Genomic DNA, 23,124 nt, shown 5'->3' with positions numbered 1-23,124 from the left:
GGACACGTTACTCTATACAGCGTACAAAGTAATGAGAAACGATCCTGACCTGCGAGAATGGGTGCCATGACGAAGGAGCGGAGCAGCGGGGCGGGGGATCCGGCGCGGACGCTGGAGCTGCTGTGGCGGGACGCGGCGGGGCGCGTCGGCGAGAACCGTCGCGGCCCGCGCCAGGGGCTGACCGTGGACGCGGTGGTGGAGGCGGCCGTGGCCCTCGCGGACGCGGGCGGCCTGGACGCGCTGACCATGCGCGCGGTGGCGCAGCGCCTCGGGGTCACCCCGATGACGCTCTACACCTACGTCCCCGGGAAGGCCGAGCTGCTCGACCTGATGCTGGACTCCGTCCTGCTGCGGATGGAGCGGGTGCCGTTCGCGCCCGGCGCGTCGTGGCGGGAGCGGGTGACGGCGGTGGCCGACGCCAACCGGGCGCTGTACCTCGGCCACCCGTGGCTCGCGGAGCTGCGGATCCACCGGCCGCCGCTCGGGCCGGGGGTGATGGCGAAGTACGAGTACGAGCTGGGCGCCTTCGAGTCCATGGGCCTGGACGACGTGGCCATGGACTCGGCCCTGGCGCACGTCCTGGGGTTCGTGCAGTCCGCGGCCCGTACGGAACTGGACGCGCGGGCCGTGGACCGGGAGAGCGCGATGTCGGACCACGAGTGGTGGGACGCGCACGCGCCGCTGCTGGACCGGATGTTCGACGCGGCCCGATACCCGCTGGCGGCCCGGGTCGGGGAGGCGGCGGCGGTGGCGTACCAGGGGATGTACAGCCCGGAGTACGCCTACGGGTTCGGCCTGGCGCGCGTCCTGGACGGCCTGGCGGCACTGGCTCGCCCGGGCGCGGACATCTAGGGGCTTGTCCGGCGCCACACTCAGGGACGGACGGCCCTTACGGCCCTTCCGGGTCCTTACGGCCCTTACGGGCTCTCCGGTCCTTCCGGGCTCTCCGGTCCTTCAGTGCCGTCCGTGCCGTCCGTGCCGTCCGTGCCGTCCGGCCCTACGGGTTGCCGAGGTTGAGCAGCGCGTCGACCCCTGCCTTGAGGGCGTCGGCGTCGAAGTCCCGCTCGGTGGTGAGGTGGTTCACCAGGCTGGGGGTGAACGGCGCGAGGAGGAGATGGGCGAGCAGCGCGCTGTCGGTCCCGGCCGGCCGGAGCCGGCCGAGCAGCATGGTGACGTGCGTGTGCATGGCCAGGTACGCGCCGCTGGCGTACGTCGCGCTGGGGGCGGCGGCCTGGGCGGCGAGCAGGAGCTCGCGCTGTTCGATGACCCGGTCCACGAGCGCGTCGAGGAAGGCGTGCAGCCGCTCGTCGGCGGGGGCGCCGGGGCCGAGGGGCGGCGGGCCGCCCATGTACGCCTCCTGGAACTGCACTTCCCGGTCGTCGAGGAGCGCCCACAGGAGCTGGGAGACGTCGCCGAAGCGGCGGTAGACCGTGCCGACGCCGATGCCGCTGGCGTGGGCGACCTGGTTCATGGTGACGCCCGCGGGCCCGGCCTCGGCGACGATCCGGGCGGCGGCGTCGAGGATCTTCCGCCGGTTGCGCGCGGCGTCGGCGCGCTCGGGCACGACGCGCCCGGCGGTGGGCAGCAGGGTGAGGTCGGCCGACCCGGGGTCCTTCGCGCTGTCCATCTCCGCCTGCCCTTTCGTGCCGGCCCCCCTCGGTCCGTCCTGCTCACGAGCATAACGGAGCGCTATCCGGTTACCGAGGCGGTGCGCGGCGTCACGTGATCTGGCTCACGTATGTCACAACCGGGGGCCCCGCGGTGTCTAGAGGGCGAACAAGGCTTTGGGGCGAAGGAAGCCCCGGGGCGTCGAGGCTTCGAAGCTCACCGAAGCGACGGACGAGGGAGACATCATGACCGGGAACACCGCGGTGGTCGTCATCGGTGGCGGGTACGCCGGAGTCATGGCGGCCAACCGCCTGACGCTGCGCGAGGGCGTGGCGGTGACGCTGGTCAACCCGCGGGCGTCGTTCGTCGACCGGATCCGGCTGCACCAGTTCGTGGGCGGCTCGCACGACGGGGTCGTGGAGTACGGCAAGGTGCTGGCCGCGGGGGTGCGGCTGGTGGTGGACACCGTGGCGGAGATCGATGTGGCCGGGCGGAGCCTGGCCCTGGCGTCCGGTGACACCGTCGCGTACGACTACCTCGTCTACGCGGTGGGCAGCGCGAGCGCCGAGTCGCGGGTGCCGGGAGCGGCGGAGTTCGCCTACCCGATCGGCGGCTGGGAGGAGGCGCAGCGCCTGCGGGACGCGGTCGAGGCCGCGCCCGTGTCGGCCGCGCTGACGGTCGTGGGTGGCGGGGCGACCGGGATCGAGACCGCCGCCGAACTGGCGGAGGTGGGCCGGAAGGTGACCCTGGTCTGCGGCGACGTCCTCGCCCCGACCCTGCACCCGAAGGGGCGGCGCGCGGTCGCCAAGCGGCTGGCCAAGCTCGGGGTGACGGTCGTCGAGGGCCCGGGCGCGAGGGTCGCGGAGGTGACCCGGGACGCCGTGCTGCTGGCGGACGGGCGCGAGGTGGCGAGCGCGGTGACCGTGTGGACGGCCGGGTTCACCGTGCCGGACCTGGCGGCGCGCAGCGGTCTGAGCACCGACTCCCTGGGCCGGCTGCTCACGGACGAGTCGCTCACCAGCGTGGACGACGAGCGGGTCGTGGCGGCGGGTGACGCGGCGGCGCCGTCGGGCCTTCCGTACCGGATGAGCTGCCAGGCCGCGGTCCAGCTCGGCCCGCAGGCGGCCCGGACGGTCCTGAGCCGGATCGCGGGCGAGCAGCCCGCGGCGGCCGAGGTCGGGTTCGTCGCGCAGTGCCTCAGCCTCGGCCGGAGCGCGGGTGTCTTCCAGCTCACCGAGAAGAACGACACGGCGAAGAAGACCTACGTCGGCGGGCGCGCGGGCGCGCTGATCAAGGAGCTCATCTGCAAGGGCATCCCGTGGCAGCTGGGCTACGAGGCCCGCAAGCCCGGCGCGCGCCAGTGGTGGGGCAAGGACGCCGACCGGGAGCGGCTGCTGGCGACCGAGCGCGCGGAAGTCCCTGCGGTCGCCGAGCAGGCGGCTTAACTTGGGCCCTGCGCGACAAAGTTGATCGTCGGTCGCCGACCGGCAAGAAGGGACCGAGCTGTGGACGCACGTGTGAACGCCTCCGGCCGATGGGGCCGGGGGCCCGGACGAGGAGCCGGGGCATGACCGAGCACAGCAGACCGGCCCCGACGGCGGGCGCCCCGACGGCGGACTCCGCGTCGGCGGACTCCGCGTCGGCGGACTCGGCGTCGGCGGACTCGGCGTCGGCGGGCTCCGCGTCGGCGGACTCGGCGCCGCCCGCCGCGCCCGCGACCACCTCACCGACCACCCCCGCGACCACCTCACCCACCACCCCCGCGACCACCTCACCCACCACCCCCGCGGCCACCTCGCCCACCGCCCCCTCCACCTCGACGGACCCCGCGACGGACAGCTTCGTCGCGCATCGCAACCTGCTTTTCACGGTCGCGTACGAGATGCTCGGCTCGGCGGCCGACGCCGAGGACGTGCTCCAGGAGACCTGGATGCGGTGGGTCGAGGTCGACCTGTCGGAGGTGCGGGAGCAGCGCGCGTACCTGGTCAGGATCACCACCCGGCAGGCGCTCAACCGGCTGCGCACGATGTCGCGTCGCAAGGAGGCGTACGTCGGACCCTGGCTGCCCGAGCCACTGCTCACCGCGCCCGACGTGGCCCTGGACGCCGAGCTCGCCGAGAGCGTGTCGATGGCGCTGATGCTCGTGCTGGAGACGCTGTCGCCGACGGAGCGCGCGGTGTTCGTGCTGCGCGAGGTCTTCGACGTCGGTTACGACGAGATCGCGGCCGCGGTCGACAAGACCCCGGCGGCCGTGCGCCAGATCGCGCACCGCGCGCGCCGGCATGTCGACGCGCGCCGCCCCCGCGCGGTGGTCTCCGCGACCGAGACCCGGGCGGCTTTGGAGTCGTTCCAGCGCGCGCTGGCCACCGGGGACCTGCAGAGCCTGCTGGACGTCCTCGCCCCCGAGGTGGTCCTGCTGAGCGACGGCGGTGGCGTCAAGCAGGCCGCACGGCGTCCGGTCATCGGCTCGGACAAGGTCGCGCGCTTCATCATCGGTGGCTCGGGCAGGCACGAGAACAAGCTCGCGGTCGGCCTCACGGTGGTCAACGGCAGCCCGGCGCTGGTCATCCACCTGGACGGAGAGATCGACGGCGTGATGGCCGTGCGCCTTGAGGACGCGAAGATCACCGGCCTCTACTACGTCCGCAACCCCGAGAAGCTGACCCGCGTGGAGTCGGAGACGACGCTCACCCTGAGGTGACCTCTAAGGCGACCCCTGAGGCGACCTTAGGCGACCCCTGAGGTGACACGGGCCCGCGACCGGCGGGCTCCCCTTGCGAAGTGGATGACTATCCGTTTAGTCTCGGCCGAGTCGGATGAAACGGAACGGAATCCGCTCAAGGGGAGCTCGCCATGTCCGTGAACGTCGCTGTCATCTACTACTCCGCCACCGGAAACGTGCACCAGATCGCCCAGGCCGTCGCCGAAGGAGCCGAGAAGGCCGGTGCGGAGGTACGTCTGCGGCGCGTGACCGAACTCGCCCCCGACGCGGCCATCGACGGCAACCCGGCCTGGCGCGCCCACGTGGACGCCACGGCGGCGGACGTCGAGGTCGCCACGCTGGACGACCTGGAGTGGGCCGACGCCTACGCGTTCGGCTCGCCGACGCGGTACGGCAACGTGGCCGCCCAGCTGAAGCAGTTCATCGACACCACCGGCGGTCTGTGGCAGCGCGGCGTCTTCTGGGACAAGCCCGCCACGGCCTTCACCAGCGCCCACAACGTGCACGGCGGTAACGAGTCGACCCTGCTGGCGCTCTACAACACCTTCCACCACTGGGGCTCGGTCATCGTCTCCCCCGGTTTCACCGACGGTGTCGTCTACGCGGCGGGCGGCAACCCCTACGGGACCTCGCACGCCGGCGGGACCGGTGCCCCGGAGGAGAACATCCTCCAGGCCGCCCGCTACCAGGGCGCCCGCCTCACCAAAATCACCAAGCGCCTGAAGGGCCTCGCGGAGTCCTGACCGGCGAGCCGAGGGCGGGGCGCAGGGCCGAGGGCGGCCCCGTACGGGGCGTAGGGCTGGTGCGGCGCCGCACACGGCGCAGGCGCGCGGCCTTCCCGGCGCAGGTGCGCGGCCTTCCCGGCGCAGGCGCGCGGCCTTGACGACGCCGGCCGGGCGGCCCAGCCCGCGGCCCGGGCGGCCCACGCCGCCGGGGCCGCGGGGCCTTCACGGCGCCAGGCGCGCCGCCTTTATGCGGAGGTAGTGGCGCTCCGGGACGCTGAGGGTGCGGCGGGCCGCCTGGTAGTAGGCCTCGCGGGCCGCCGCGCGGTCACCGGTGCGTTCCAGGAGGTGCGCGCGGACCGCCGACAGGCGGTGGTGGCCCTTCAGCCGGGGCTCCAGGGCGGCGAGTTCGGCGAGCCCCGCTTCGGGGCCGTGGACCATCGCGACCGCGACGACGCGGCCCAGCTCGGCCATCGGGTCGGGCCAGTCGGCGACCAGGACGTCGTACAGGGCGAGGATCTGCGGCCAGTCCGTGTCCTCGGCCCGACCGGCCTCGTCGTGCAGCGCGGCGATCGCCGCCTGGAGTGGGTACGGGCCCGGCGGGCCCCCCGTCAGGGCCTCCTCCACCAGCGCCGTGCCCTCGGCGATCGCGGCCCGGTCCCAGCGCGTCCGGTCCTGTTCGTCGAGCGGGATCAGTTCGCCGTGCGGGCCGGTACGGGCGGCGCTGCGGGCCTCGGTGAGCAGCATCAGCGCGAGCAGCCCGGTCACCGTGGCCTCGCTCGGCAGCAGCCTGCGCACGGCCCGGGTCAGCCGGATCGCCTCGCGGGCCAGGTCGGCGCGGTGCAGCGCGGGGCCCGAGGTCGCGGTGTACCCCTCGTTGAAGATCAGGTACAGCACCTGGAGGACGGCGGCGAGCCGGGCGTCCCGGTCGCCAGGACCCGGCGGCCGGAAGCGGTGGTCCCGCAGCTTCGCCTTCGCCCGGCTGATCCGCTGCGCCATCGTCGCCTCCGGTACGAGATGGGCCCGGGCGATCTCCGCCGTCGTCAGACCGCCGACCGCGCGCAGCGTCAACGCGACCCGGGTGGCGGGCGCGAGCGACGGGTCGCAGCAGAGGAAGAGCAGCGTCAGCGTGTCGTCGTCGGAGGGGGCGGCCCGTGCCTCGCGGGGTTCGAGACGCGCGGCCGTCTCCTCCCGTCGGAGCCGCGCCTCCTCCGCCCGCAGCTGGTCCGTGAGCCGCCGCGAGGCGACCCGGATGAGCCAGCCGCGCGGATTGGCGGGCGTACCGGACTCGGGCCACTGCCGGGCGGCGGCCACCAGGGCCTCCTGCACGGCGTCCTCGGCGGCGTCGAAGTGCCCGTACCGGCGTACGAGCGCGCCGAGGACCTGCGGCGCGTGTCGGCGCAGCAGGCCTTCGACGCTCTCCTCCTCGCTCATTCCCGTTCCGCCCTCACTCCAGCTCGGCTCGGCTCTGGGCCCCGGCTACACGCTCGACTCGGGCTTCACGCTCGGCTCGGGCTTCACGCTCGACTCGGGCTTCACGCTCGGCTCGGCTCTGGGCCCCCGGCTTCACGCTCGGCTCGGGCTTCACGCTCGGCTCGGGCTTCACGCTCGGCTCGGCTCTGGGCCCCCGGCTACACGCTCGACTCAGTCGTTGAACAGCTCGGACTCGGAGCGCTCGTCGATCTGCCGGATCACGACCGGGTACTCCGGCGCCCCGGCGGGCTGGGGGCAGCGGGCGACGCGCGCCGCGATCTCGGTGACGCGGTCCAGGCTCGCGCAGTCGAGCACCCAGTAGCCGGCCAGCAACTCCTTGGTCTCGCTGTACGGGCCGTCGGTGATCACCGGCTGCCCGGCCTTGTCGACGCTCACGTGCCGGGTCCGCCCGGGCTCGACGAGCCCTTGTGCGTCGACCAGCTCGCCGGACTCGGCGAGGTCGTTGTTGATCGACCCCATGTGCTCGAACATCGCCTGGAGGTCCTTCTCGCTCCAGGCCGGGCCCTGCCCGCCGGCCTTGCCGGACATGGTGTCGTAGTCGGCCTGGGATCCCTGCACCATGACGAGGTACTTCATGACGATCTCCTTCGGTGTCTGTGCCTCGGGCTTCGTGCTGCCTTTCACAGGGGACGTCGGAGCGGCCTTCCGATTCTCGACACCTCGCCGGGGCCCGGTGAGGATTTCTTCGAGATTCCACCCAGGGGAACCAGGACGAGGGGGAGCCAGGACCGGGGGGAACCAGGGCCGGGGGAAACCGGGGCCCGGGGGAACCAAGGCCTGGGGAACCAGGGCCCGAGGAAACCGGGGCTCGGGCGAACCAGGGCCCGGGGAAACCAGGACCCGAGGAACCCGTAGGGGCTCCGGAGGCTCAGCCTCCCGCGAGCTCCCGCTCCAGCGGCGTACGGAAACGCGGCGTGACCCGTACGTCCCCCACCCAGCCGCGCAACCGCTCCGCCTCCGCCTCGACGGCCGCCCGTGCCTCCGTGCCACCGTCGTCGCTCAGGAACCGGAGCGCGATCTCCCCGTCCGGACGCTGGGCCCAGCCGCCGACGACGCGGCCGTTCCACCAGACCGTCGGACCGATGTTGCCGCTGCGGTCGTAGAGCGCGGCCTTGTGCGCGGGATCGGTGTACCAGTCGCGGTACTGCCAGCCCATCGCCGTCGGGTCGAGCGCGGGCAGCAGCGCCGCCCACGGCTCGGGGTCGGCCCGTACGGGTTCGAGGTCGTCCGGCAGGACGTGACCCCTGCCCTCGGCCAGTTCCACCGGCACCGCGCCGATCGACGCGAGGGCCTTCCGTACGTCGGTGACCTTCCACCCGGTCCACCACTTCAGGTCCGCCTCGGTCGCAGGACCGAAGGTCGCGAGCCACTGCCGTACGAGATCGGCGTGGGCGAACTCGCCGGAGGGGTCGGGCTGTTCGGGCGTCGCGGCCCAGCGGAAACGGCTGGAGGTCCAGGCCCCCTGAGGGCGTCCGCGTGCGATCCGGCTCTCCATGCCGAGGATCCGCAGGAGCCGGCTGGAGAGCGCCTGGGGCCCCTCCTGGCGGGTGCCGACCCCGTACACGTACTGCGCGCGCAGCCGTGGCACGGCCGTGCTCAGCTCGGCCCCGGTGGCCTCGCCCCGTCGCGTGAGCTCGGCCAGGACGAGCCGCTCGGTCTCGGCGAGCCAGGCCTCGTCGTACTCGCTGCCCTTGGCCAGGTCCTTGAGCAGCAGGGCGCGTTCGCGGGTGGCGACGTCGCGGGTGGTGGAGGCGTGGACGGTGGGGACGAGGTCGGTCGGGAAGACGAAGAGGGTGTGCCGCATGCCGTGCATCCGGGTCAGCGTCCGCTCCTCGTACAGGGCCCGTTCAAGCCCCGCGACCGGCCCCTCGACGCCCCGCGCCCCGGCCAGTCGGGCGCCGACGGCGAGAAAGACCGTCGCCGGGTCGGTCGCGTGCAGCGCCACGAGCGCCCCGGCGACCTCCTCCGCACTCGTCGCCCGCGCCGCCCCGGCAAGCCGGTGCCGTACGCCCAGCCGGGCCCTGCGTTCGTCCGCCTCGATGCGGCGGTGAGCCGTGTTCCCCATGGGCCAAGGATGGCGCACGCCGCCTGCCGGGGGTCGGCTACGTCCTCGCGGTCCGGCCGGAGCTGTCGCGCGAGGTCAGCGTGGGGTGAGGAGGCAGAACTCGTTGCCTTCCGGGTCGGCCAGGATCGACCAGGAGATGGTGGACTGATCGATACCCGGGTCGGTGGCGCCCAGGGCGCGCAGGCGGGCTTCCTCTGCTTTCAGGTCGTCGCCGGGGTAGGGGCAGACGTCGAGGTGGACGCGGTTCCACACGCTCTTGGTGTCGGGGGTGCGGAGGAACTCCAGGTAGGGGCCGACGCCTTGGGCGGATCGCATGGTCGCGTGGTCGTCGGTGACCTCGTGCAGGGTCCAGTCCATCGCCTCGCCCCAGAACCGGGCCATCCTTCGAGGGTCGGTGCAGTCGACCACCACCGCGGCGACCGGCCCGGTGTCCTGGTGGACCGGACGGGGCTCCAGGACGCAGAACTCGTTGCCCTCCGGGTCGGCCATGACGGTCCAGGGGACGTCGCCCTGACCCACGTCGGCGAGCGTCGCGCCGAGGTCCTTCAGGCGCGCGACCAACTCCGCCTGGTGGGCGGTCGAGGTGGTGGCCAGATCAAGGTGCACCCGGTTCTTCACCGTTTTGGGTTCCGGGCGGGCGACGAGGTCGATGCAGACGGCCACGGGGTCGGGGTAGGCGAAGCCCAGGGGTTCGAGGTTGGTCACGCCGGGCCCCTCGCTGTCGACACCCCAGCCGAGCGCCTCCGCCCAGAACCGGCCGAGCACGGAGTCGTCCAGAGCTTTCATGTTGATCTGCACAAGTCGCGTAGCCATGCCACAAATCCTAGAAGCTGCCGCGGACCGGGGGGCGCTCCTGCCGCACCCGGGCCTACTCGCCGCACGCCGCCCTACGTGCCACTCGCCCTACGCGCCACCCGCTCCCTACCTACCTACCTACCTACCTACCTACCTAACTACCCTCCCTCCCTCCCCTCCCTACGCGCCCACCCGCTCCCTACCCACCCTCCCCTCCCGGCGGCGTGAGCAGGGCGTCCGCCACGGAGGTACGGGCGTAGAGGACCGAGCGCCCGGCGCGGTGGGCGGTGACGAGGCCGGCGTTGCGCAGCGCGGTGAGGTGCTGGGAGACACCGGCGGCGGACAGGCCGCAGTGGGCGGCGAGTTCGGTGGTGGAGGTGGGGGTGTCGAGTTCGGCGAGAAGCAGGGTGCGGGAGCGCCCGATGACGGCGGCGACGGCGTCGGTGGCGGAGCTGGTGCGCGGCTCCCAGAGGGAGCCGATCCCGCGCGCCGGATAGGCGAGTTGGGGCGGGTCGGGGGCGACGGCGCGGGTCAGGACGCGGGGCCAGGCGAAGGCGGAGGGGACGAGGAGCAACCCCGAGCCGACCTCGTCCCGGGTCAGCGCGCAGTGCCGCCGGACCAGGCGCAGGGTGCCGTCGTCCCACCGTACGGTCTCGTGCAGTTCGCTGAGGACCCGTGCCGAACCGTGCTCGGCGACCTGCCGGGCGCGGTGGAAGACGTCGGCTTCGAGGAGTCGGCGGATCCGGGCCCAGTAGGGGGCGAGGGCGATCTCCCAGTAGGCCTCGATCTCGTCGGTGACCTTCTCCAGGGCGACGTCGGGCGCTTCGCGCAGCAGGCGTAGCCGGAGCTGCGCCCGGTCGGGGGAGGGAGAGGGAGAGGGCCGTCGGTCGCCCGGCTCCTTGGCGGCGAGGATGTCGAGGTCGTGGATGACCTGCTCGTGCGGGGTCGCGCGGATGGCGTGGAGTTCGGCGGCGAGGGTGGGGAAGGGGGTGGCGGGGGTCGGGTTGAGGAAGTCGGCGAGGAAGCCGTGGCCGGGGATCAGCTCGGCGAGCCAGCCGCTGTCGAGACCGGCACCGCTGAGCCGGGGCCGTACCTGCGCGGCCCAACGCCGGTGCAGGGGCGGGTCGGTGGCCTCGCGGAGCAGCCGGAAACTGGTGACGACCTCCCACATGGGGGAGACGGCGAACCGGGTCTGGGCGAGGTCGGCGGCGGAGAAACTGAGCCCGGATTCCACATTCCACCCCTAAGAACAACGTGACGGATCAAGCCGTGACGGATTAAGCCTGAGCTTAATCAATGGCTGACCGGGGTCGGCGGGGGCGAGTCTCCTCGCATGCTCTCCTCCTTCCGCGGCCTGCCGCCCACCGTCTGGACCCTCTTCGCCGGGACGATCGTCAATCGGCTCGGGTACCTGGTCACGCCCTTCCTCGTCTTCTTCCTGGCCGCGCGCGGGGTCACGGGGACCGACACCTCGTACGTCCTCGGTGCCCTCGGGGCGGGCAACCTGCTCGGCCCGGCGCTCGGAGGCGTCCTCGCCGACCGCATCGGCCGCCGCCCGACGATGCTGATCGGGCTGCTCGGCGCGGCGGCGGCGCACGGCGCGCTGTTCGTGGCCCCGGGGGTGTGGACGATGGCGGCGGCGGCGCTGCTGATCAGCGCGACGGGCGCGATGGTCGGCCCGGCGGCGTACGCGCTGATGGCCGATTCGGTGGACGCGGAGCGCAGACAGCGGGCGTACGCGCTGTTCGGCTGGGGCGTGAACATCGGTACGGCGGTGGCGGGCGTGCTCGGCGGGTTCCTGGCGGCGCAGGGGTACTGGCTGCTGTTCGCGGTGGACGCCGGGACGATGCTGGTCTACGCGACGATCGTGGCGACGCGGCTGAGCGAGCCGCGGGTGGAGAGGGCGCCGGCGGGGGCTCGTTCGAAGGACGGCGTCGGGTACGGGGTGGTGTTCCGGGACCGGTTGGCGATGGTGCTGCTCCCGCTCCTGGGCGTCCAGCTCTTCGTCTACTCGCTCACCGAGGTGGCGCTGCCCCTCGCGATCCGGGACAGCGGTCTGTCCCCGGCGGTGTACGGCGGGATGGCGGCGGTCAACGCGATCCTGGTGGTCGCGTTCCAGCCGCTGGTCACGGCCAGGCTCGCGAAGCTGCCGCAGCTCGCGGTCCAGTCGGCGGGCGGGGTGCTGATCGCGGTGGGGGTGGCGCTGACGGGCCTGGCGGACGGGGTGGTCGGGTACGCGGTGTCGGTGGTCGTCTGGTCGCTGGGTGAGGTGGTCGTCGCGGGCATCGCGGCCGCGATCGTCGCCAACCTGGCCCCGCCCCACGCGCGCGGCCGCTACCAGGGCGCGTTCGGCTGGACCTGGGGCCTGGCCCGCTTCGGGGCACTCACTCTGGGCGTGACCGTGTACACGGCCGTCGGCCCGGCGCTCCTGTGGGGCACGGCCCTGGTCGGCGGCGTCCTGGCGGCGGCGGGCACGTGGGCGCTCCGCGACCGGGTGGAACGCCGCACGACGCACGGGCTGGCGGCGTAGGGCGGGCCGGGCTAGTCGCGCCGGATGTGCTCGGGGTCGACGTGCCGGCGCACGAGGGGCAGCGCGGAGACTCCGGCGGCGAGGAGGACTCCGAGACAGCAGGCGAGCAGCAGCGGCAACCCACTCCAGTCCCAGTGCACGGCCCCGCCGCCGGTGATCAGATAACTCGACTCGGCAAGCCACCCGGTCACGACGGCGGCGGCCAACCCCACCGCGAGCGGCAGCACCACCTGCACGCACTGCACGACCCGCAAGGTCCCGGCCCGAGCCCCCAACAACACAAGCGCGGCGACCTGCCCCCGCCGCTCCATGGCCCGATCGGCCACGGACACGACGAACGCGGCGACACTGATGACGAGCCCGAGGACCATCCCGGCGGCGAGCAGACTACGGATGACGGTCAACTGAGCAAGCGACGAGACGACAATCCCGACGGGCTCGACCTCGGCGGTGGGAGCAATGGCCCCGATCCCGTCCAGGACGGTGCGGACGGTCTGGGGGTCGGACTTGCTGACGAGGACGAGCTCGGAGTCGTCCGGCAGTTCGTCGGCAGGAACGAGTGAGGGCGGGATCAGCACGTCCGCACCAAAGGCGGAAGGATCGAATCCTCGGACCTGAACCTGCTCGTTCGGGAGGGTCACCATGAGGTCCCGGCTCCTGAGGTGGAAGGAAACGCTGCGTGCGGGCTTCGCGTGGACGCTCCCCATGAGCTCGTCGTTGCGCAGGCGGAGGACCTTGCCGTCCTTGCAGCCGCTCGACGACGTCACGAAAGCGATGAGTTGATCGCACGTAGCGACGACGGCAAAGACGGATGAAGCCGTGCCATCGTCAGCGGAGTTGCGCGCAGACGTCATGGTGGTGGCGTGCGCCAGCACGCCTTCGGTTTTCTTCAGGTCTTCGACCTGTAGTGCTGTGAGTCCGTCGCGCGGCACCTGGTACTCCTGTACGGGCGCGGTGCGGCGGCTGACCTGGTCGAGTTCGATCAGAACGCCCTGAGTGAGAGACGTAGCGAAGATCAAGAGGACGAGACCGGTGACCACTCGCAAGGAGGCGCCCGGCTCGACTTCTGCACGGCGCATCGCGAGCGCCAGCGGTAGTGACCGGGCGGTTCCAGCGAGGCGGCGGGCGAGCCACATGGTGATCGGCGGAAGTCCGAAGACCAACCCGGCCCCCGTCAGGAGAACGGCAGCGGGGATCAGGAGGTTGTTGGCGGAACCACCGGAGGGGTCCCTGCCCAACACACTGAGCACGCAGTAGCCGCCGATGACCCCGAGGCCGGGAATCAGCAGCAGCGTCCCGTACAGCCTGGGAGGCTTGCGTTCCGCTGAGCGGCGGACGTTGAGGGGGGTGAGTGCGGCTGCCTGTGCCCCCCGCCGTCCGACCACCCAGGCGAGCGTCGGGCACACGACCAGGCAGGCGATGAGTGTCGTTGCCTCCGGACGTCCGTCGGCGGGGTACCAGTGGAGCCCCGGTAGTCCAATCCTTGCCATGATCTCGTTGACGACGAGGTATCCGCCGATGCCGAAGAGAGCCCCAAGGGAAGCCGCAGTCACAGTCTCGCCTGCGCTGACTCGCAGAGTGTCCCTCACGCTGAGCCCGACGAGCCGCAGTGATGCGAGCCGACGAGCCCGAGACTCGGCAGACAGGCGTGCACACACCGAGAGGAAAACGGCAAGGGGAAGCAGGACCACGGATCCCAATGTGAACCGCAGGATGCCGAGAGTCGATTCGTCGACGACCTCGAACCGGGAGTACCAGGAGCCGAAGCGGTCCACACGCTGAGGGTCCGGAACCTGCGCATGGGAGCTGCCGATGTACGCGTACAACTCGTCGGGGCCGGCCAACCCCTCCGGTGCGATCGTGCCGGTCACTTTGCCGGGGAGCAGCCCGGCGACTCCCGGCTCCTCAGTCAGCACCTCGCGCAGTCGCGGCGAGACGATCACTTCACCTGCGGCCGGCAACCCTTCGATGCCGGGCGGCACCGGCGCGGGGCCCGAAAGGGACCTCGCAACGAATACACGACGCAACGGCTGCGACCCGTATGCATCCTCGTAGGTGTGCTCGATGGTGTCGGAGGTGGACCAGCCGTCCTTCAGCTCTAGTTCGGTCTCAGGTTCACGAGCCGCCGATCGGGCGTCGTGAGCATCGAGGATCGTGGGAATCGACAGCACTGCGGCCAAACAGGCCACGCCGACGGCGCAGCCCATCGTCATCAAGAGGAAGCGGACCCGATTCCTACGCCCACCACGCCACAGCAGCCGTACTCCCAGAAGGAAAGGGTTCACTTCAGAATCCCGTCCGTCATCGTGTACCGACTGTCGGCGTGCTCGGCCACCGACGCGTCGTGGGTGACCATGACCACGGCGGTGCCCTGGTCGCGCGCGAGCCGTAGGAACTCCTCCAGCACGGCCGAGGCGTTGACGCTGTCCAGCGCGCCGGTGGGCTCGTCCGCGAACACCACGTCGGGCCGGTGGACGAGCGCCCGGGCGACGGCCACCCGCTGGCTCTGCCCACCGGACAGCTGTGAGGTTCTGCGCTGGAGCAGCTCGGTCATGCCGAGCCGCCCGAGAACCTCACCGGCCGCCGCGTGCGCGGGCGCCTTCCGCTGGCCGGCGAGGCGCAGAGGGAGCGCCGCGTTCTCCTGGACCGTCAGCTCGGGCAACAACTCCCCGTACTGAAAGACGAAACCGAACCGCTCGCGTCGCAGGGCACTCAGTTCGTCGTCACTCATGGACGGCAACTTGAGTCCGTCGAAGGTGACCGCGCCGCGGGTCGGTGGAAGCACCCCGGCCAGGCAGTAGAGGAGCGACGACTTCCCGGACCCGCTGGTCCCCATAATGGCCGCCACCTCCCCGCGCCTCAGCGAGAAGTCCACACCGCTGACGGCTTGGTGCGTCCCGTAGAAGAGATCCACGCTGTCGGCGCGGAGGATGGCGTTCATTCTGCTTCTGCTCCCTGAGGGGGTGGCTGTGGGACTACTAGCGACGCTTGAACGGCTTCGTGAACGAGCAGTTGTCCGGGCGCAGGGAGCCGCGATCGCGGCAGACGCGAATGTCCGCCGTGCTCGTGTACTGGGCGGCGCCGTCGTAGACGATCTTGTCCAGTCGGACAGTCTTCATCTGGACGCCGTTGAAGCGATTCCAGCTGTAGCCCTCGACCCTCGCCTGCACGTACACGTTGTGTCCGTCCCGGTGATTCCTGTCGATCAGGTCTCCCTTGAAGTGGAAGCCACCGTGGTTCCGCCCCCTGGGCTCCCAGGTGTACGACCAGTCGGAGAGCCACGCTCCCGTGGTCTCGAGCCGCTCCGGGTAGTGCCACGCGTCCGCGACCGCCACCCCCATCCCACCCAGGAACAACCCCGCCGCCATCGCGACCGTCGCCAACTTCCGCACGTTTCCTCCAGCTTGAGAGCACCCCGACTGGGTGTAGCTGAAAGTGTTCCAGTGATTACACACCGCACGCGCGGGCGGAACGTCACTCCCGGCATGGACCCCCCGATCCGGTGACATCAGCACACGAGTGGGGACGTCCGCCGAAATTCACGCGCCGGTAGCGCTGATCCAGGCGGCGCGTGCCGCTGGGGCCGGGGCGGACATGATCAATAGCCTGACGTCCGGCGCGGGAGCGCGCGTCTGATCGGACCGAAGATGAGCGACCAGTGGAGCTCCCGATGGTGCGGCGCACCGCCTCCTCGCTTGCGGCGGCGGTCGCCCTCCTGGCCGTGCTGGGCGGCGGCCCGGCGGCCGGTGCGGGCGTCGGTGCCGACGGTGGCGCGGACGTCGGTCCGGACGGTGGCCCGGCGGCGGGTGCGGGCGGGGGGTGGCAGAGGTTCGGCCGCGACGCCCGTGGCGGTGTCAGCGGGTCGGCGTACGAAGGGCGTACGGCGGACGGGAGTGGCGTCAGCCTGCTGGCCGTTCACGACCACAAGCGGCCCCGGCCAGCCACGGCTCTCCCGTATCACCCACCACGACGACGGCACCGACGCCGTCACCCCGCTCACCTGGGACGGAGCGGAACCCGTCGACCTGGAGGCGATCGAGGCCGTGCCCGGGACGCCGGGGGAGTACGTGGCGCTGGCCGCGCGGGGCCTTGTCTACCGCCTCGCCGTCGTCGGCACTCGGGCGACCGTCGTCGACTACGCCCCGCTCCCGGCGATCGACGAAGGCGACGACTTCGAGAGCTTCGCGCTCGTCGCGCAGAACGGGAAGCTCGCCGCCCTCTGGGCGGACCGCGGACCGCGGAACGGGCCCGGACCGCCCCGCCACCCCGTACGCGGCGCCCCTCACCTTCGCCGCCTGGGGGCAGCCCCTGTTCGGCGCCGTGACGACCCGGGCCTACCGGGCGCCGTACCCGGTCGACGGCGGCACGCGGCACATCTCCGACCTCTCTGTGACCGACGCGGGTCGCATCGTCGTGAGTTCGGCGGCGGACGCCGGTGACGACGGCCCCTTCGACTCGGCGCTCACCGACGCGGGCCGCGTGACGGTCTCGTCGGCGAGCCGCGTCCGCGTCACCCTCGCCCCGCCCCCGACCGTCCTCGGAACCTTCCCGCACTACAAGATCGAAGCGGTGGAGTGCCCCCCCGCCCCCGACGTCCCCCACGCCCCCCCCAGACCCCCGGCGACGCCCCCCGCGCCGGCAGCGGCGAGACGGTCCTCGGCACGGACGACGAGACGCCGACGGTTACGTACGGACCCTCCCGGCCTGCTGAACCCGAGAACGAAGAAGGGCCCCACCGCAAGCGGTGGGGCCCTTCGACATCGTGCCCGGTGAGGCACTGGCGGAGGATACGAGATTCGAACTCGTGAGGGGTTGCCCCCAACACGCTTTCCAAGCGTGCGCCCTAGGCCACTAGGCGAATCCTCCGCCGCAAACAATACAAGACGCTGAGGGGTGCTCGCGAACGTGATCCAGAACGGCTTCGCGTGATCGGGATCGGGGGACCGCGGGGGGTCCGGGATCGGGTACCCTTGGCGGAGCCCCTCACGTGGCGCTATCTGACTGAACTCCCCCAGGGCCGGAAGGCAGCAAGGGTAGGTCGGCTCTGGCGGGTGCGTGAGGGGCGCTTGCGTTCCCGGGTTGTCGGTGGGCGCCTATAACCTCGTATACGTGTCGTCTCTCGCGCTGTACCGCCGCTATCGCCCCGAGTCCTTCGCCGAGGTCATCGGGCAGGAGCATGTGACCGACCCGTTGCAGCAGGCCCTGCGCAACAACCGGGTCAATCACGCGTACCTGTTCAGCGGGCCCCGGGGCTGTGGCAAGACGACCAGTGCGCGCATCCTCGCCCGCTGTCTGAACTGTGAGCAGGGTCCCACCCCGACCCCCTGCGGCACCTGCCAGTCCTGCCGTGACCTGGCGCGGAACGGGCCGGGATCCATCGACGTCATCGAGATCGACGCCGCTTCCCACGGTGGTGTGGACGACGCCCGTGACCTGCGGGAGAAGGCCTTCTTCGGGCCCGCCTCCAGCCGGTACAAGATCTACATCATCGACGAGGCCCACATGGTCACCTCGGCGGGCTTCAACGCCCTGCTGAAGGTGGTCGAGGAGCCGCCGGAGCACCTCAAGTTCATCTTCGCCACCACCGAGCCCGAGAAGGTCATCGGGACGATCCGGTCGCGTACGCACCACTATCCTTTCCGGCTCGTGCCGCCCGGCACCCTGCGGGAGTACCTGGGCGAGGTCTGCGGGCACGAGGGGATCCCCGTCGAGGACGGCGTGCTGCCGCTCGTCGTGCGCGCGGGCGCCGGGTCGGTGCGTGACTCGATGTCCGTGATGGACCAGTTGCTCGCCGGTGCCGCCGAAGACGGTGTGACATACGCCATGGCGACCTCTCTTCTCGGCTATACGGACGGGTCCCTGCTCGACTCCGTCGTCGACGCCTTCGCCTCCGGAGACGGCGCCGCCGCCTTCGAGGTCGTGGACCGGGTCATCGAGGGCGGCAACGACCCGCGGCGCTTCGTCGCCGACCTCCTGGAGCGGCTGCGCGACCTCGTGATCCTCGCCGCCGTGCCGGACGCCGCCGAGAAGGGGCTCATCGACGCCCCCGTCGACGTGGTGGAGCGCATGCAGGCGCAGGCGTCCGTGTTCGGCGCCGCCGAGCTCAGCCGCGCGGCCGACCTCGTCAACACGGGGCTGACCGAGATGCGCGGCGCCACCTCGCCGCGGCTCCAGCTGGAGCTGATCTGCGCGCGCGTGCTGCTGCCCGCCGCCTTCGACGACGAGCGGTCGCTCCAGGCCCGGATCGACCGCCTCGAGCGCGGCGCCGCCGCCGCGCCCCCGGCCGTCTTCACGGCCGGTTCGCCCGCGCCCGCCATGGGGTACGTCCCCGGGCCCGACGCCCATACGCCGATGGCCCCGCCCCCGCTCCCGCCGTCGCCCCAGCAGCATCCGGTTCAGCAGGCGCCCACTCACGCTCAGGCGCCGAGTCACGCTCAGGCGCCGGCCCCCGCCCAGGCGCCGGCCCCCGCTCAGGCGCCGACTCACGCCCCGGCACCCGCCCAGGAGCCCGCGCCCGCACCCGTACAGGCCGAGAGTGCGCCCCGGCCCGGTGCCTGGCCCGGTGCCGCGACGCCCGGTGCTCCCGCCGGTGCTCCCGCCCCCGGTGCCTGGCCCGGTGCCTCTTCCCCGGCCGCCCCGGCAGCCCCCGCCGCGCCCTCGCCCACGTCCAGCCCCGGCCCGCAGGCCGGCGCGCCCGCTCCCAGCGGGGACGCCGCCCAAGGCGCCGCCCAGGTGCGGAACATGTGGCCGTCGATCCTCGACGCCGTCAAGAACCGGCGCCGCTTCACCTGGATCCTGCTCAGCCAGAACGCCCAGGTCGCCGGGTTCGACGGCACCACCCTCCAGCTCGGCTTCCTCAACGCGGGCGCGCGCGACAACTTCGCCAGCAGCGGCAGCGAGGACGTCCTGCGCCAGGTCCTCGCCGACCAGTTCCAGGTGCAGTGGAAGATCGAGGCGATCATCGACCCGTCGGGCGGCGCCAGTCCGCCGCCCGCCGCGACCGGCTTCGGCGGCGGCCGCCCGGCCGGCCAGGCCTCGGCTCCGCCCCAGCAGCCGTGGGCCCCCGCGCAGCAGCCCCCGCCGGGGCAGCAGGCGCCGCAGGGCCACCAGAGCACCCCCGGTCACCAGGGCCCGTCCGCCCCGCCCGTCCAGCAGGCGCCCTCCCCCGCGCCGCAGGCGCGGCCCCAGGCGCCCGTGCACCACGCCCCGCCGCCCGTCGCGCCCGAGGACGACGTGCCCGAGGAGGACGACCCGGACCTGGTCGACTCCGCCCTGTCGGGCCACGACCTGATCGTGCGCGAGCTCGGGGCGACCGTGCTGGAGGAATACACGAACGAGTAGGGACGTCTCGCTCGGTGGCCCGCACAAGGGGCATCCGGCCACGCGGGCTACCCTGGCTGGCGTGAAGGTCCTCGTCATCGGCGGCGGCGCCCGCGAACACGCCCTGTGCCGCTCTCTCTCCCTCGATCCCGACGTCACCGCTCTGCACTGCGCGCCCGGCAACGCCGGAATCGCGGAGGTCGCCGAGCTGCACCCCGTCGACCAGCTGGACGGCGACGCCGTCGCGCGGCTGGCCGCCGACCTCCAGGCAGACCTGGTCGTCGTCGGCCCGGAGGCCCCGCTCGTCGCGGGTGTCGCCGACGCCGTCCGCGCGGTCGGCATCCCCTGCTTCGGCCCGTCCGAGCAGGCGGCGCAGCTGGAGGGCTCCAAGGCGTTCGCCAAGGACGTCATGGCCGGCGCCGGCGTCCCGACCGCCCGCAGCTATGTGTGCACCACCGCCGAGGAGATCGACGAGGCGCTCGACGCCTTCGGCGCTCCGTACGTCGTCAAGGACGACGGTCTCGCGGCCGGCAAGGGCGTCGTCGTCACCGACGACCTCGCGGAGGCCCGCGCCCACGCGCTGGCCTGCGGTCGGGTCGTCATCGAGGAGTACCTCGACGGTCCCGAGGTCTCCCTCTTCGCGATCACCGACGGCGTCACCGTCCTCCCGCTCACCCCCGCGCAGGACTTCAAGCGCGCGCTCGACGGCGACGAGGGCCCGAACACCGGCGGCATGGGTGCCTACTCGCCGCTGCCCTGGGCCGACCCCAAGCTGGTCGACGAGGTCATGGACACCGTCCTCCAGCCGACGGTCGACGAGCTGCGCCGCCGGGGCACCCCCTTCCAGGGCCTGCTGTACGCGGGTCTGGCGATCACCAGCCGTGGCGTACGGGTCATCGAGTTCAACGCCCGCTTCGGCGACCCGGAGACCCAGGTCGTCCTGGCCCGGCTGCGGACCCCGCTGGCCGGCGTCCTGCTGAACGCCGCCAACGGCACCCTCGACAGCGAGCCGCCGCTGAACTGGCACGAGGACGCGGCCGTGACCGTCGTCATCGCCTCGCACGACTACCCGGCCACCCCGCGGACGGGCGACCCGATCGAGGGTCTGGACGAGGTCGCGGCGCAGGATGCCCCGCACGCGTACGTCCTGCACGCCGGGACCAGGCGGGACGGCGACGCGATCGTCAGCGCCGGCGGCCGTGTCCTGTCGGTCACCGCGACCGGAAAGGATCTGGCGGGGGCCCGCGAGAGGGCGTACAAGGCGGTCGGGCGGATCCGTCTGGACGGTTCGCAACACCGTACGGACATCGCACGCAAGGCCGCGGGGGAGTGAACCCCTAACCGCCCCGACCCGTCATCACCTTTACCCAAAGCCATTCCATCGAGTGACGACTGAGCCATCCGGATGACGCCCGCCGAAGCCCCAACTAGGGTGCGGCGCAGGCGTTCCGGCACTTGGCCCACCGGCATTGCGATGTCAGTGGCGGGTGCCACAGTGGGGGAGTGAGCAACACCGCCACAGGCAGTCCCGACGAGGGCAGGAGGGGGTGATGTACGGCGTGTCCGGTACCGGTTCCGTTGTCGGCGAGGAGATGGGTGCGCGCGCCGCGCGCGCCCGGGCCCTCGCCGTGCTCCGTGTCCGCGGCAGGGCACTGGGCCTCGCGCTGCTCCCCGCGGCCGCGGCCGTGATCCTTTACGCGGGCGGGGCCACGGGTCACATGACCGGGCCCGGCTGGGACGCGGCCCGCTGGGTCACGACCGTGCCGGCGGTGGTCGTGCTCCTCGCGGCGGCGGCGGTCGCCGTGGTGATCGCCCGCTCCCGGCCCGCCGTCACGCCGACGGTCGAGCTCTCCGAGCGGGCCGCCCCCGATCTGTACCGGATGGTGCGGGACCTGGCCGACCGGCTCGGAGTCCCCGCGCCCTCCGCGATAGCCCTGACCCCGGACTGCGACAGCTGGCTGGAGGACCGTACGCATCCGGCGCACGCCCCGCCCGCCTCCGGCCGTCCGCCCGGTCTGCGGCGCTCCACCGACGCGCCGGTCCTGGTCATAGGCTCGCCCTTCCTGTGGTGGATGCGCGTCGGCGAGCTGCGCGCCGTCCTCGCCCCCGTCGTCGCCGGTACGGCTCCGGCGGCGCACCCCGACATAGCGGCGGCCCGCCGTTTCGTGCAGGGCCTCGACGCGGCCGTCGCGGCTCCCCGCACCCCCGGGCTGGACCCGGTCAGCCGGCTGGGCGCGCGGGGGATCGCCCGGGTCGCCCGGGTCCTGCTGCGGCTGTGCCGGGGGCACGCCGCCGAGATGGAGCGCGGTGTCGCCGCGGCCGGCTCGGAGCGCGCACAGGCCGTGGACTACGGCATCCGGATCGTCGCCCAGGAGCAGGTCGGCCTCGCCTACGCGGGCTGGGACCGGCTGCTCACCCGGGTCGCGCTGCCCGCGTGGCGCATGGGTCGCTGGCCGGCCAGCCTCGACGTCGGCGTGGTCGCGGCCCTCACCGAGCTCTCCCGCCGGGACCGCCTGGCCGAGAGCTTCACCTCCCGGCTCGCCGAGCGCCCGGCCTGCGACCTGCTCGAAGAGCCCGGCACCGTGGACGAGGCCGCCTCGCTGCTCGCCGCCCGGCTCTTCCACGGCGGCCCGGCGGAGCCCGGCCCGGACTGGTCCCCGGTGGACTGGAGCCAGTACCCGGAGGAGGTCGTGGACCGGAAGTGGCGCAGCGACGCGGCCCGCCTCCACGAGGTCCTCGACGACCTGGGCGTCCGCCCGACGAGCACGGCGGCCGACGAGCTGCGATCCGCCGCCCGCCCGGAGCTCCCGCCCACCAACGGCCCGACCCTGACCCGAATCCTGACCCACCTGTCCACCCCGGCCGCCCCGGCGACGGCGGACACGACGGCGACGGCGCCCCCGGAGACACCAGGGTCGGACGCCCACGCCGCGACGCCCCCCGAGCAGGCCGCCGCTGGCACGGTGGCCCCGGCATCGGCTGCCCCCGCTTCGGGGCCGCCAGGGTCGGACGCCCACGGCGCGGCGACCCCCGAGCCGGCCGCCCCGGCGACGGCGGACACGACGGCGACGGCGCCCCCGGAGACACCCGGGTCGGACGCCCACGCCGCGACGCCCCCCGAGCCGGCCACCCCTGGCCCGGTGGCCCCGTCATCGGCTGCCCCCACCCCCGAGCCGGCCGCCCCCACCCCGGAGCCCCCCGCCCCGGCCGCCCCCACCCCCCAGCCCCCCGCCTCCGACGCCGACCTCGGGGTCCTCGGCGACGGTGAGCGGCCTCTCGCCGCCAACCCCGTCGCCGATACCCTCGCTGCCGCTCTCACCGCCCGTGTGGCGCGCGAGGAGGCTGCCCGGCCCGTCGCGCCCGTCCCGGCGCCGCACACCGCCGCCCTCGCCGACGACGCGCTGCCGCTCTTCCCGTTGCAGCCGCCCCGGACCGGGCGCGATCTGCTCGCCGACCACGTCACGGCGATGGTCTGCTGCGCGGCCGTGGACACCGCGGGTGCCGCCCCCGGCCTCGACTGGCTCGACGGACCCGCGCTTCTCGTCGGCGGCGTACGGAGCACGGACCTGACCGCCCGCGTCCTCGCCCTCGTCGAGGACGGCGACCCCGACCCCCTCCGCGCCTGGCTCGCGGAGACCGGCGTACGCCCCGAGAAACCCGTCCGCCTCGTCTGAGGGGGACGGGTTTCTCGGGAGCAAGGCGCCCCCGGCAGCCAGTCCCCCCGGGAGCGAGGCGCCCCCGGGAGCCCGCCCCCAGCCCCCCAACCCCCGGAACCCCGCCTTCCGTTCACGTCAATTCGCGACGAACGGTGACGGAGTGCGTGCGTTATGTGATGTGCTGGAGACCGGCACTGACAGCAGCACATGAC

General features: G+C 72.9%; 18 protein-coding genes, 1 tRNA gene, 1 other RNA gene and 1 pseudogene. 10 read left to right on the top strand and 11 right to left on the bottom strand.

What is annotated here, in order from left to right:
- Nucleotides 1–66: 66 nt before the first annotated feature.
- A complete protein-coding gene (locus ACIPPS_RS19305) occupies nucleotides 67–852 on the top strand; it encodes a TetR/AcrR family transcriptional regulator C-terminal domain-containing protein (protein WP_401433346.1) in 786 nt (261 codons plus the stop codon).
- A 145-nt stretch (nucleotides 853–997) separates the two neighbouring features.
- On the opposite strand, the gene ACIPPS_RS19300 is transcribed toward ACIPPS_RS19305, so the two are convergent.
- A complete protein-coding gene (locus tag ACIPPS_RS19300) occupies nucleotides 998–1,627 on the bottom strand; it encodes a TetR/AcrR family transcriptional regulator (RefSeq protein WP_401433344.1) in 630 nt (209 codons plus the stop codon).
- 226 nt (nucleotides 1,628–1,853) lie between these two features.
- On the opposite strand from ACIPPS_RS19300, the gene ACIPPS_RS19295 reads away from it, so the two are divergent.
- From ACIPPS_RS19295 to wrbA, 3 genes and pseudogenes are all read left to right on the top strand, one after another.
- Nucleotides 1,854–3,053, top strand: coding sequence for an NAD(P)/FAD-dependent oxidoreductase (locus ACIPPS_RS19295; RefSeq protein WP_401433342.1), 1,200 nt, complete (start codon nucleotides 1,854–1,856; stop codon nucleotides 3,051–3,053).
- Nucleotides 3,054–3,427: 374 nt separating this feature from the next.
- Nucleotides 3,428–4,309: pseudogene (locus tag ACIPPS_RS19290) on the top strand (RNA polymerase sigma-70 factor); the annotation flags it as partial.
- Nucleotides 4,310–4,461: 152 nt separating this feature from the next.
- On the top strand, nucleotides 4,462–5,073 hold the full coding sequence (wrbA, locus tag ACIPPS_RS19285) for an NAD(P)H:quinone oxidoreductase (protein WP_401433339.1): 612 nt from the start codon (nucleotides 4,462–4,464) through the stop codon (nucleotides 5,071–5,073).
- A 204-nt stretch (nucleotides 5,074–5,277) separates the two neighbouring features.
- Here wrbA and ACIPPS_RS19280 read toward each other — a convergent pair whose 3' ends face one another.
- The 5 genes from ACIPPS_RS19280 to ACIPPS_RS19260 all read right to left on the bottom strand — a co-directional run bounded on the left by ACIPPS_RS19280 (nucleotide 5,278) and on the right by ACIPPS_RS19260 (nucleotide 10,640).
- A complete protein-coding gene (locus ACIPPS_RS19280) occupies nucleotides 5,278–6,486 on the bottom strand; it encodes an RNA polymerase sigma factor (protein ID WP_401433336.1) in 1,209 nt (402 codons plus the stop codon).
- A gap of 210 nt (nucleotides 6,487–6,696) precedes the next feature.
- Nucleotides 6,697–7,122 (bottom strand): YciI family protein, encoded by a 426-nt coding sequence (locus ACIPPS_RS19275; RefSeq protein ID WP_401433333.1) that lies wholly within the window; start codon nucleotides 7,120–7,122, stop codon nucleotides 6,697–6,699.
- 292 nt (nucleotides 7,123–7,414) lie between these two features.
- Nucleotides 7,415–8,611: a winged helix DNA-binding domain-containing protein gene (locus tag ACIPPS_RS19270; protein ID WP_401433331.1), complete on the bottom strand. Its 1,197-nt coding sequence runs from the start codon at nucleotides 8,609–8,611 to the stop codon at nucleotides 7,415–7,417.
- Between the two features lie 75 nt (nucleotides 8,612–8,686).
- Nucleotides 8,687–9,424 (bottom strand): VOC family protein, encoded by a 738-nt coding sequence (locus ACIPPS_RS19265; RefSeq protein ID WP_401433329.1) that lies wholly within the window; start codon nucleotides 9,422–9,424, stop codon nucleotides 8,687–8,689.
- Between the two features lie 181 nt (nucleotides 9,425–9,605).
- Nucleotides 9,606–10,640, bottom strand: coding sequence for a DUF5937 family protein (locus ACIPPS_RS19260; protein ID WP_401433326.1), 1,035 nt, complete (start codon nucleotides 10,638–10,640; stop codon nucleotides 9,606–9,608).
- A gap of 99 nt (nucleotides 10,641–10,739) precedes the next feature.
- Here ACIPPS_RS19260 and ACIPPS_RS19255 point away from each other — a divergent pair, with 99 nt between their 5' ends.
- Complete coding sequence (locus ACIPPS_RS19255; protein ID WP_401433322.1) at nucleotides 10,740–11,936, top strand: MFS transporter; 1,197 nt, start codon at nucleotides 10,740–10,742, stop codon at nucleotides 11,934–11,936.
- Between the two features lie 11 nt (nucleotides 11,937–11,947).
- Here the strand turns inward: ACIPPS_RS19255 and ACIPPS_RS19250 are convergent, their stop codons facing one another.
- From ACIPPS_RS19250 to ACIPPS_RS19235, 4 genes are all read right to left on the bottom strand, one after another.
- Complete coding sequence (locus ACIPPS_RS19250; protein ID WP_401433319.1) at nucleotides 11,948–14,149, bottom strand: FtsX-like permease family protein; 2,202 nt, start codon at nucleotides 14,147–14,149, stop codon at nucleotides 11,948–11,950.
- 68 nt (nucleotides 14,150–14,217) lie between these two features.
- Entirely contained in the window at nucleotides 14,218–14,877 is a 660-nt protein-coding gene (locus tag ACIPPS_RS19245; RefSeq protein ID WP_401433316.1) for an ABC transporter ATP-binding protein, read from the bottom strand.
- A 37-nt stretch (nucleotides 14,878–14,914) separates the two neighbouring features.
- Nucleotides 14,915–15,328, bottom strand: a complete 414-nt coding sequence (locus tag ACIPPS_RS19240) for a hypothetical protein (RefSeq protein WP_401433313.1) — start codon at nucleotides 15,326–15,328, stop codon at nucleotides 14,915–14,917.
- A 206-nt stretch (nucleotides 15,329–15,534) separates the two neighbouring features.
- The gene (locus ACIPPS_RS19235) at nucleotides 15,535–15,855 is read right to left on the bottom strand and encodes a hypothetical protein (RefSeq protein WP_401433309.1); all 321 of its coding nucleotides are present in this window, start codon (nucleotides 15,853–15,855) and stop codon (nucleotides 15,535–15,537) included.
- Here ACIPPS_RS19235 and ACIPPS_RS19230 point away from each other — a divergent pair.
- Entirely contained in the window at nucleotides 15,830–16,375 is a 546-nt protein-coding gene (locus ACIPPS_RS19230) for a hypothetical protein (protein WP_401433306.1), read from the top strand. The two genes, ACIPPS_RS19235 and ACIPPS_RS19230, sit on opposite strands and share 26 nt — an antisense overlap.
- Nucleotides 16,376–16,714: 339 nt before the next feature.
- Here ACIPPS_RS19230 and ACIPPS_RS19225 read toward each other — a convergent pair.
- A tRNA-Ser gene (locus ACIPPS_RS19225) sits at nucleotides 16,715–16,802 on the bottom strand.
- A 108-nt stretch (nucleotides 16,803–16,910) separates the two neighbouring features.
- On the opposite strand from ACIPPS_RS19225, the gene ffs reads away from it, so the two are divergent.
- The 4 genes from ffs to ACIPPS_RS19205 all read left to right on the top strand — a co-directional run bounded on the left by ffs (nucleotide 16,911) and on the right by ACIPPS_RS19205 (nucleotide 22,930).
- An RNA gene (gene ffs / locus ACIPPS_RS19220) (signal recognition particle sRNA small type) lies at nucleotides 16,911–17,009 on the top strand.
- Nucleotides 17,010–17,045: 36 nt separating this feature from the next.
- On the top strand, nucleotides 17,046–19,277 hold the full coding sequence (locus tag ACIPPS_RS19215; protein ID WP_401433303.1) for a DNA polymerase III subunit gamma and tau: 2,232 nt from the start codon (nucleotides 17,046–17,048) through the stop codon (nucleotides 19,275–19,277).
- A 61-nt stretch (nucleotides 19,278–19,338) separates the two neighbouring features.
- Nucleotides 19,339–20,589: a phosphoribosylamine--glycine ligase gene (gene purD, locus ACIPPS_RS19210; protein ID WP_401433301.1), complete on the top strand. Its 1,251-nt coding sequence runs from the start codon at nucleotides 19,339–19,341 to the stop codon at nucleotides 20,587–20,589.
- 217 nt (nucleotides 20,590–20,806) lie between these two features.
- Nucleotides 20,807–22,930 (top strand): hypothetical protein, encoded by a 2,124-nt coding sequence (locus tag ACIPPS_RS19205; protein ID WP_401433298.1) that lies wholly within the window; start codon nucleotides 20,807–20,809, stop codon nucleotides 22,928–22,930.
- Nucleotides 22,931–23,124: the final 194 nt, after the last annotated feature.

It is taken from the genome of Streptomyces sp. NPDC090127, assembly GCF_044746945.1.
Lineage (GTDB): Bacteria > Actinomycetota > Actinomycetes > Streptomycetales > Streptomycetaceae > Streptomyces.
The sequence above is the reverse complement of the archived record's forward strand: the minus strand, read 5'-3'. Positions and strand labels throughout refer to the sequence as shown.